At 75.7% G+C, this 10,017-nt stretch carries 7 protein-coding genes; 1 reads left to right on the top strand and 6 read right to left on the bottom strand.

What is annotated here, in order from left to right:
- Nucleotides 1-271: 271 nt before the first annotated feature.
- Entirely contained in the window at nt 272-1,555 is a 1,284-nt protein-coding gene (eno, locus tag EJA20_RS17010; protein WP_129339725.1) for a phosphopyruvate hydratase, read from the bottom strand.
- A gap of 254 nt (nt 1,556-1,809) precedes the next feature.
- Between eno and EJA20_RS17005 the strand changes: the two genes are divergently transcribed.
- Nucleotides 1,810-2,667 (top strand): alpha/beta hydrolase, encoded by an 858-nt coding sequence (locus tag EJA20_RS17005; protein ID WP_129339724.1) that lies wholly within the window; start codon nt 1,810-1,812, stop codon nt 2,665-2,667.
- 24 nt (nt 2,668-2,691) lie between these two features.
- Here EJA20_RS17005 and EJA20_RS17000 read toward each other — a convergent pair whose 3' ends face one another.
- The 5 genes from EJA20_RS17000 to mfd all read right to left on the bottom strand — a co-directional run bounded on the left by EJA20_RS17000 (nt 2,692) and on the right by mfd (nt 9,801).
- Nucleotides 2,692-3,303: a SurA N-terminal domain-containing protein gene (locus tag EJA20_RS17000; RefSeq protein WP_129339723.1), complete on the bottom strand. Its 612-nt coding sequence runs from the start codon at nt 3,301-3,303 to the stop codon at nt 2,692-2,694.
- Between the two features lie 54 nt (nt 3,304-3,357).
- Nucleotides 3,358-4,149, bottom strand: a complete 792-nt coding sequence (locus EJA20_RS16995; RefSeq protein ID WP_129339722.1) for a hypothetical protein — start codon at nt 4,147-4,149, stop codon at nt 3,358-3,360.
- Nucleotides 4,150-4,205: 56 nt separating this feature from the next.
- Complete coding sequence (locus tag EJA20_RS16990; protein ID WP_129339721.1) at nt 4,206-5,003, bottom strand: nucleoside triphosphate pyrophosphohydrolase; 798 nt, start codon at nt 5,001-5,003, stop codon at nt 4,206-4,208.
- Entirely contained in the window at nt 5,000-6,091 is a 1,092-nt protein-coding gene (opgC, locus tag EJA20_RS16985) for an OpgC domain-containing protein (RefSeq protein WP_129339720.1), read from the bottom strand. Before opgC ends, EJA20_RS16990 begins: the two co-directional genes overlap by 4 nt.
- A gap of 92 nt (nt 6,092-6,183) precedes the next feature.
- Nucleotides 6,184-9,801 carry a transcription-repair coupling factor gene (gene mfd, locus EJA20_RS16980; protein WP_129339719.1) on the bottom strand — a complete coding sequence of 1,206 codons (3,618 nt, stop codon included), beginning with the start codon at nt 9,799-9,801 and terminating at the stop codon, nt 6,184-6,186.
- Between the last annotated feature and the right edge of the window lie 216 nt (nt 9,802-10,017).

The following is a 10,017-nucleotide window of genomic DNA, read 5'->3' as shown; positions in this document are numbered from 1 at the left end:
GGCCCCGCGGGGCGCGCGAGCCGGCACGGCCGCCACGGCGGGGGGTGGCCGGCTTCGTCGCCCCCGGCGCGGCGCGCGGGGCACCGGGGCGACGGAGGGGGGCCATGGCCTGATCATGCCCCGTGACCGGCGACGACGGCCGCACCCCTCCCCGCCGGGCGTGCCGCCGGGCCCTCCGGCGTGCGTGCGCCGGGGGGGCCGGGGGGGCCGGGGACGACGGCGGCGGGCCCGCGCACCGGTGCGGTGCGCGGACCCGCCGCGGGGTCGTGCGTCAGGCCTGCGCGAACCGCGGGAAGGCCGAGCGGCCGGCGTAGCGGCCGGCGTCGTCGAGCTCCTCCTCGATGCGGAGCAGCTGGTTGTACTTGTTGATGCGCTCGCCACGGGCGGGCGCACCGGTCTTGATCTGGCCGGCGTTCGTCGCCACCGACAGGTCGGCGATGGTGGTGTCCTCGGTCTCGCCGGAGCGGTGCGAGGTCATCGTCGTGAAGCCGGAGCGCTGCGCCAGCGTGACCGCGTCGAGCGTCTCCGTGAGCGTGCCGATCTGGTTGAGCTTGACCAGCAGCGAGTTCGCGGCCTTGAGCTGGATGCCCTTGGCGAGGCGCTCGGGGTTCGTGACGAACAGGTCGTCGCCGACGATCTGCACGCGGTCGCCCACGCGGCGCACGAGCTCGGACCAGGAGTCCCACTCGTCCTCGGACAGCGGGTCCTCGATGGACACGAGCGGGTAGTCCGCGACGAGGGACTCGTACCAGGCGAGCATCTCGTCGGGCGACTTCGCGGCGCCCTCGAACTGGTAGGCGCCGTCGCGGAAGAACTCGGTCGCCGCCACGTCGAGGGCCAGGGCCACGTCGACGCCGGGCGTGAAGCCGGCCTTCTCCACCGCGGAGAGGATGAGGTCCAGCGCGGCGCGGTTGCTCGACAGGTTCGGCGCGAAGCCGCCCTCGTCGCCGAGGCCGGTGCTCAGGCCCTGGGTCTTCAGCACGGACTTGAGGGAGTGGTAGACCTCCGCGCCGGTGCGCAGGGCCTCGCGGAAGGACGTGGCGCCGATGGGGGCGACCATGAACTCCTGGATGTCGACGTTGGAGTCCGCGTGCGACCCGCCGTTGAGGATGTTCATCATCGGCACGGGCAGGACGTGCGCGTTCGGCCCGCCGACGTAGCGGAACAGCGGCAGGTCGGCCGAGTCCGCGGCGGCCTTCGCCACCGCGAGCGAGACGCCGAGGATGGCGTTCGCGCCGAGCTTGCCCTTGTTGGGCGTGCCGTCCAGGTCGATGAGGGCCTGGTCGACGAGGCGCTGCTCCGTCGCCTCGAAGCCGATGAGCTCGGGGGCGATCTCGTCGATGACCGCGTTCACGGCCTGCTCGACGCCCTTGCCCAGGTAGCGGCCCTTGTCGCCGTCACGGCGCTCGACGGCCTCGAAGGCGCCGGTGGACGCGCCCGAGGGGACGCCTGCGCGGGCGATGGTGCCGTCGTCGAGGGCGACCTCGACCTCGACGGTGGGGTTGCCGCGCGAGTCGAGGATCTCGCGTGCTCCGACGGCCTCGATGCTGGCCATGGGTACTCCTTCAGCGGGAGGGGGGGTGTACGTCCTCACCCTAGCGACGCCCGGCTCGCCCGCCTCCAGGACCTTCGGCGCGCGGACCGCGGACCCGCCGTGCCGGCCGCGCTCGCCCGGGCGCCGCGGGCGGCGGGAGGGCTGTGGGCGTCCCGTCGCGGCCTGGGGGCGCGCGGACGCGCGGCACGGGGACGGGGACGGGCACTACCGTGGGCGCGCCCGAGCGCCCACCGGGGCGGGGCGGAGGAGAGAGCGTGCGCACCGAGGGTCCCGTCGTCCTGCCCACCACCGAGGGTGTCGAGGACGCCTCGTTCGTGTTCCCCCGGGGCGAGGCCGTCGACGGCCGGACCCACGTGCGCAACGTCGGCGTCGCCACCCTCACCGCCTACCTGCCCGAGCCCGGGCGGGCGACGGGCACGGGCGTCGTCGTCGCCCCCGGCGGGGCGCTGCACTTCCTGTCCGTCGACAACGAGGGCGTCTGGGTGGCCCGGCGCCTCGTCGAGCAGGGCGTCGCCGCCTTCGTGCTGCGCTACCGGACGGTGCCCTCCGGGCCGGACGTGACGGAGTGGGAGGCGATGTCCGAGCGCGCCTTCACCGACATGCCGTACATGACGCAGATCGGCCGGGAGTACCGCGCCGTCGCGGCGGCCGACGGCGGGGCGGCCGTCGCCCTCGTCCGCGAGCGCGCGCAGGAGTGGGGTGTGCGCCCGGACCGCGTGGGGCTCCTGGGGTTCTCCGCGGGCGGCTTCGTCGCGGCGGTCACGACCCTCGACGCCCCGCCGGAGGGCCGGCCGGACTTCGTCGCCCCCGTGTACCCCGCGCTGTGGGGGTCGGCGGTCGTGCCGGAGCCCGCACCGCCCATGTTCCTGGCGTGGGCGTCCGACGACGGGCTCGGCGAGGCCATCACCGGCTCGGCCGTCCGCCTCTACACCGCCTGGCTCGCGGCGGGGGCGTCCGTCGAGGCGCACGCGTACGCGCGCGGCGGCCACGGGTTCGGCGCCGCCCCGCAGAGCCTGCCGTCCGACCGCTGGTTCGACGACCTCGTCGCCTGGATGCGGTCGCAGGGCCTCGTCGACCCGCTCCCCGCCGCGGAGGCGCAGGCGACCCGCTGACCCGCGGGACGCCTATCGGTCGGGTCAGGGTGCGGGCGTGGGCGTCGGCACCGCGGCCGGGTCCGCGGACGGGGCGACGAGCCACGGCACGGGCGTCGGCGCCACGACCGTGTTCCGCTCGTCGAGCGAGCCGTAGCGCGGGTTGACCTCGACGTCCTGCTCCGCCACCCGCTCGAGCAGCTCCGCGCTGACCCCCTCGGCGTCCTCGAGGCCCTGGAGGTTGTTCGTCGCGACGAGGTACCGGCCCACCGCGAGCGACGCCGGGCCGAGCTCGGGCACCTCCCCGCCGGCCGCGGTCACGGCCTGCGTCAGGGCGGCGCGCGCCTCGTCGTCGGAGACCGCGACCCCGCGGTCGGCGGCGAGCTCGGTGACGACCGGCTCCTGCACGAGCACGGCCAGCACGTTCGTCGACGTGACGCCCTGGAGCACCCCGCCCAGCTGGTCCCGCACCTCCGCCACGTCTGCGCTGGTGATCTCACGCCCGTCGACGACCGCCGCCGCGCCCGGCTGCCCTGCGCACGCGCCGAGCGCCAGCACCGCCGCGACCCCGAGGCCGGCCCCGGCCGCGCGCGCCCGTGCTCGGACGCCGGCCGCCGCCCGACGTCCTCGGAGTCCCCTGACCAGCTCTTGCCTCACGCCGACCTCCCCGTCGTGCCCGGACGCCCGCCATCGTAGGGGCAGCCGGTGCGGCTACCGGGCGGACGACGCCCCCGCCAGCCGCAGCTCGGCCGCGACGGGGGACCTCTGCGGCCGGTCGTCGTGCAGGCCGCCCCCCGCGCCGCGGGCGACGTGGCGCCGCCAGTGCTCCGCGGTCGCGCCCAGGAGCACGGTCATCCCCGCCATCTCGAGCAGCTCCTCGAGGGTCGACACGGCGACGTAGCCGTACGTCTCCTTCCCGCCGGCCTCGAACAGCGCGCCGCCCACCATCTCGGCGCCCACGGCGCCGCCGACGTACAACGCCCCCGCCAGGAGGAGGGCGCGCACGGTGCGGCGGGGCAGCGCGCGCAGGAAGGGCAGGAGGACCACCGCGAGCAGCACCACGAGCGGCACGGCCACCACGACCCAGGAGAAGTAGAGGGCGCCGGAGGTGCCCAGGACCCGTCGCACGGGGTCCGTGAGCTCCTCGTGGAGGCTGAGCGACTCGTCCACCGCGAGCCCCGCCAGGACGAGCGCGAGCAGGCGCCAGCCCCTCGCCGGGCCGCCGCGCAGGCGCTCGGCACGGGCGGTGGTGGCGGCGACGGCGCAGCAGGCGGCGATGAGGAGCACCTGGAACAGCGTCGGCAGGGACCGCTCCTCGTCGACGCGCAGCCGCGCCGCGAAGGGCACCACCCGCTCCGGCAGCACCCCCGCCACGGTGAGGACGGCGACGCCGAGGCTCGCCGCGGCCAGGAGGAGCGCGACCGGCAGCACGACGCGGCGGACGGCCCGCGGGTCGACGACGAGACGCGTGCCGGTCCCCGGCTCGCTCGGGTCCTGCGCCATCGCGACCACCTCGGGGGCTCGGGGAACCAGACGTTCACCCCATGGTCGCCCATCGTTCACCCGAGGGGCGGTGCAGCAGCCTCCCCGTGACGCGACTCACGCGGCGCCGGGTCCTCCCGCCGACCCTCGGCCGCCCGGAGGGCCGCCTCCCAGCCGCCGGCGGCGCGGCGCAGCTCGCCCTCGGCGTCGAGGCCGTCCCGCTCGGCCTCCAGGACGAGCGCGAGCAGCCGCTCCCCCACGCCCGCACCGGGGGCGTCGGGCGGGGTCACCGGGACGGCGAGGCCCGCCCGGGACGCGCGGGTCGCGAGCTTCTGGGTGCGGGCGAGCGCCCCCAGGCTGGGCGGGACGCCGTCGAGGGCGGACGCCCGGGACTTCTCCGCCCGCTTGAGGGTCTCCCACCCGGCGCGCAGGTCGTCGGTGGTCGGCGCACCGGCCGCCGCAGCCTGGTCCGCGCCGCCCTCCGGCGCGAACACGTGCGGGTGGCGCCGGACGAGCTTGGCGACGAGCCCGTCCGCGACGTCGGCCACGTCGAAGGGCTCCTCGTCGTGCTCTTGCGCGAGGCGCGCGTGGAAGAGGACCTGCAGCAGGACGTCGCCCAGCTCCTCGCGCAGGCCGGCACGGTCGTCGGCCTCGACCGCCTCGACGACCTCGTGCGCCTCCTCGAGGAGGTAGGGCAGGAGCGAGGCGTGCGTCTGCTCCGCGTCCCAGGGGCAGCCGCCCGGCGACCGCAGGCGGTCCATGGTGGCGACGGCGCGGGCGAGGGCGTCGCGGGTGCGGTCGGCGACCGGGGGCAGGGCGACCGGCACGCCCCGCTCCGTGGCCGCGCCGGCGGCCGCGTCGTGCGTCGGGCTCATGCCGAGGCGGCGACCAGCGCGGGGCGGACCGACCGGGCCGAGCGCCACCGCCGCAGCTCCGCCCAGCCCCAGCACAGCCCGAGGATGCCGAGCGCGAGGGCGGTCCCGACGAGCCCTGAGGTGCTGAAGGTGACGAAGCTGAGGAGCAGCACGATGACGACGGCCTGGATGATGTAGGAGTCCAGGCTCCGCTGGCCGATGCGCTCGACCGGGCGCAGGAGCGTCCGAGCCAGGGGCACGGCCGCCAGCACGACGTCGAGCAGCACGTACAGCAGCACCACGACGGCGAAGGCCGTGACGATGCGGCCCGGGCCGAGCGTGACCTTCTCGTAGAGGCCCGGCAGCCGCGGGCCGAGGACCTCGGCGGCCACGATGACGAGGACCGATCCGCCCAGCCACGCCCAGCGCCGCGTGCGCAGGAGCGCAGGGACGTCCCACTGCCGCCAGTGCCAGCCCACGAGCAGGGTGAGCATGAAGAGCAGCTGCCACCCGGCCCAGCTCGCGCCGCGGGTGACGCCGTCGTTCGCGGTGAAGGACGTCCACTGCGGCGCGACCTGCCCCACGACGTACAGCGCGAGCGACCCGCCGAGCACGACGAGCGGCAGGCCGCGGCGCAGGAGCCAGTACGCGAGCATCGCCAGGGCCAGGATCACGATGTAGAGCCGCAGCACGCTCCCCACCGGGGGCGCCAGCGCCAGCCCGAGCACGCGGGCGACGACCTCCACCGGGCCGCTGCCCTCGACGGGCGGCAGGTTCTCGTGCTGGAGACGGGCGAGCGGCACCATCGCGAGCGCGACGAGCGTGATCGCGACCTGGGCCACGTAGATGAGGCCGAGGCGCCGCGCGGTCTTCACCTGCACCGAGCGCAGGCCGTCCCGCTCGAGGCGCTTGTGCTGGACGATGCCGAGCACGAGGCCGGACAGCATGACGAAGCCGGAGGCGCCGTCGAAGAAGGGGAAGGCGTGCAGCGCCCACGACAGGCGCGACCCCGGCGCGACGTGCCCGGCCACCATGCTCGCGATGCAGTACCCGCGGATGATGTCGATCTGGGCGAGCCTGCTGCTCGTCGAGACCCCCGGTACGTTCACCGGCCGAGCGTAGCGACGGGCCGCGGGCCGCGGACCCCTCGGACGGGGTGAGGTTCGCGACCCCGACCCGGCCGCCGGCCCGCGAGCGGCCGTCAGCGCGCGCCGACCGCCGCGGCCGCCGCGACGTCCCCGCGCACGACCGCGTCGACGAAGGCCCGGGCCCAGTCGAGCAGGGGCCCGCCGGCCAGGGGCTTGCCGCCGATGCGCGCCGTCGTCGGGAACGGCACGAGCACCGTCCGGGTCGCGGGCTTGAGCACGGACCCCGGGTAGAGGCGCTGGAGCCGCAGCTGCGAGGACTCCGCCAGCTCCACCGGCGCGAACCGCACCATGCGGCCCTGCGCGGTGACGTCCGTCAGCCCGGCCGAGCGGACGTGGTTCCGGAAGGCCGCGACGGCGAACAGGTTCTCCACCGCCGAGGGGACCGGCCCGTACCGGTCGACGAGCTCGGCGCGGACCTCCGCGAGCGCGGCGTCGTCGGCCGCGACCGCGATCTTGCGGTAGGCCTCCAGGCGCAGCCGCTCGTGCGCCACGTAGTCGTGCGGGATGTGCGCGTCGACGGGCAGCTCGAGCGTGACGTCGGGCAGCTCCTCGGGCTGGTCGCCCCGGAAGGACGCCACGGCCTCCCCCACCATGCGGATGTAGAGGTCGAAGCCGACGCCCTCGATGTGCCCGGACTGCTCCCCGCCGAGCAGGTTGCCGGCGCCGCGGATCTCGAGGTCCTTCATGGCGATCGCGATGCCGGCGCCGAGGTCGGTGTGGGCGGCCATCGTCTGGAGCCGGTCGTGCGCGGTCTCCGTGAGCGGCACCTCGGGCGGGTAGAGGAAGTAGGCGTAGGCCCGCTCCCGCCCGCGCCCGACGCGCCCGCGCAGCTGGTGCAGCTGGGACAGCCCGAGCCGGTCGGAGCGCTCGAGGATGAGCGTGTTCGCGTTGGAGATGTCCAGGCCGGTCTCGACGATCGTCGTGCAGACGAGGACGTCGAACTTCTTCTCCCAGAAGTCGACGATGACCTGCTCGAGCCGGTGCTCCCCCATCTTCCCGTGGGCGACGGCGATGCGGGCCTCGGGAACGAGCTCGTTCAGCCGCGCCGCCGTCCGCTCGATGGACTCCACGCGGTTGTGCACGTAGAACACCTGGCCCTCGCGCAGGAGCTCGCGCCGGATCGCCGCGGCGATCTGCTTCTCCTCGTAGGGGCCGACGAACGTGAGCACCGGGTGGCGCTCCTCCGGGGGCGTGGCAAGCGTCGACATCTCGCGGATGCCGGTCACCGCCATCTCCAGGGTGCGCGGGATGGGCGTGGCCGACATGGCCAGCACGTCGACGTTCGTCCGCAGCGCCTTCAGCGTCTCCTTGTGCTCGACGCCGAAGCGCTGCTCCTCGTCGATGATGACGAGGCCGAGGTCCTTGAAGCCCACGCTGCCCGTGATGAGGCGGTGGGTGCCGATGACCACGTCGACGGACCCGTCCCGCAGCCCGTCGACCACCGCCGCCGACTCCGCGGCCGACTGGAACCGGGACAGGGCCTTCACGGTGACCGGGAACGCGGAGTAGCGCTCCGTGAACGTGTCGAGGTGCTGCTGGACGAGCAGGGTCGTCGGCACGAGGACGGCCACCTGCTTGCCGTCCTGCACGGCCTTGAAGGCGGCACGCACGGCGATCTCCGTCTTGCCGTAGCCCACGTCGCCGCAGACGAGGCGGTCCATGGGGACGGGCTTCTCCATGTCCTGCTTGACCTCGTCGATGGTGGCGAGCTGGTCGGGCGTCTCCACGTAGGCGAAGGCGTCCTCGAGCTCGCGCTGCCACGGCGTGTCCGGGCCGAAGGCGTGGCCGGCCGTCGCCATGCGCGCCGAGTACAGGCGGATGAGCTCGGCCGCGATCTCCTTGACGGCCTTGCGGGCGCGGCCCTTCGTCCTGGCCCAGTCCCCGCCGCCCATCTTGTTGAGCGTGGGCGCCTCGCCGCCGACGTACTTCGTCACCTGGTCCAGGCCGTCCGAGGGCACGAAGAGCCGGTCGCCCGGCTGGCCGCGCTTGCTCGAGGCGTACTCGATGACGAGGTACTCGCGGGTCGTCGCGTTCGGGCCGCTGCCGATGGTGCGCTGCACGAGCTCGACGAAGCGCCCCACGCCGTGCGCCTCGTGCACGACGAAGTCGCCGGGCCGGAGCTGCAGCGGGTCCACGACGTTGCGGCGACGGCTGGGCATGCGGCGCATGTCCTTGGTGCTCGACCCCGCGCGGCCGGTGAGGTCCGCCTCGGAGAACACCGCCAGGCGCAGGGCCTCGTGCACGAACCCGGGCCCGACGAGCGCTGGCGTCACCTGGACGATGCCGCCCTCGGGCTCGGCGTCCACCGACCCGACGAGGCGTGCCGGCACGTCCGAGGCGTTCAGCTGCTCGACCATGCGCTGCGCCTGGCCGTGGCCGTCCGTCGCGAGCACGAGGCGCCAGCCGTCCCGCTGGAGGCGGCGCACGTCGTCCACCGCGCGCTCCACCTCGCCCCGGTAGCGCTCGACGTCGCGCGCCCCGACGACGTAGGTGTCCACCTCCCCCACCGGGCCGGCGGCGAGGACGTCCTCCTCCTCCGTCGCCTCGAGGGTGAACGGGCTGAGGGTCCACCAGCCCAGCGCCCGGGTCGCCGCGAGCGCGCGGACGTCGGCGAAGGTGTGGAAGGAGGCGGCGGACAGGTCCAGCGGGGTCGCCGCGCCGGCGGCGGCGGACGTCCACGCCGCGGCGAGGAACTCCTCCGTCGTCGCGACGAGGTCGTGCGCGCGGCGGCGGACGCGCTCGGGGTCGACGAGGACGAGCAGCGAGGCCGGGTCGACGAGGTCGAGCACCGGCACCATCCGCTCGACGAGCGCCGGGGCCAGGGACTCCATCCCCTCCACGGCGATGCCCTCGGCCAGCTTGTCGAGCATGTCGACGGCCCCCGGGAGCTGCGCCACGAGCTCCCGTGCCCGCGCCCGGACGGCGTCGGTGAGGAGGATCTCCCGGCAGGGCGGCGCCCAGAGGTGGTCGGCCACCTCGAGGCTGCGCTGGTCCGCGACGGAGAACCAGCGGATCTCCGAGACCTCGTCGCCCCACAGCTCCAGGCGCAGGGGGTGGTCCTCCGTCGGCGGGAAGACGTCGAGGATGCCGCCGCGCACCGCGAACTCGCCGCGCCGCTCGACCATGTCGACCCGCTGGTAGGCGGCGTCGGACAGGCGGTGCGCGAGGCTGTCGAGGTCGACCGTGTCGCCGCTGCGGACGGAGACGGGCTCGAGCTCGCCCAGGTCGGCCACGACGGGCTGCAGCAGCGCGCGCACCGGCAGGACGAGGACGCGGACCGGGCCCGTGCGCCCCTCGGAGGGGTCGGGATGCGCCAGGCGCCGGAACACCGCGAGGCGCCGGGCGACGGTGTCGCTGCGGGGGCTGAGGCGCTCGTGCGGCAGCGTCTCCCACGCCGGGAGCACGGCGACGTCGTCGTCGGGCAGGTAGCACCGCAGCGCCGTGGCGAGCTCGTCGGCGTCCCGGCCCGTCGCCGTCACGACCGTGAGCGGGCGGGAGCCCGCCGCCGGCCCGGACGACCCGGCCCGCGCCCCGGCGAGGGCGGCGAGCAGCGGCGCGCGCACGCCCGCCGGCCCGACGACGTCGGCGTGACCCCGCGCCGGGACCGCCTCCAGCGCCGCCGCGGCTCCGGGGTCGGCGAGGACGGCGGAGAGCAGGCCGGTGAGGTTCATGCGAGGGCGCTCCTGGCGGTGGTGCGGGCGGGACGCGCGGCCGCCGCGACCGTGGCCGGGGCAGCACGCGCACCCCGCCTCGAGGAGAGGGCGGGGTGTGCGCTCATCCTACGGAGCGCCCCCGGGGCCGTCGCCCCGGACGCCCGGCCCTCACAGGCACCCCCGGACACGACGGAGGGGGTGCCGCCCGTGGTCAGCACCCCCTCCGTCGCCCGT

It is taken from the genome of Cellulomonas endophytica, assembly GCF_004123805.1.
In the GTDB taxonomy this organism is placed as follows: Bacteria; Actinomycetota; Actinomycetes; order Actinomycetales; family Cellulomonadaceae; genus Cellulomonas; species Cellulomonas endophytica.
This window is presented reverse-complemented; position numbering and strand designations above follow the sequence as displayed.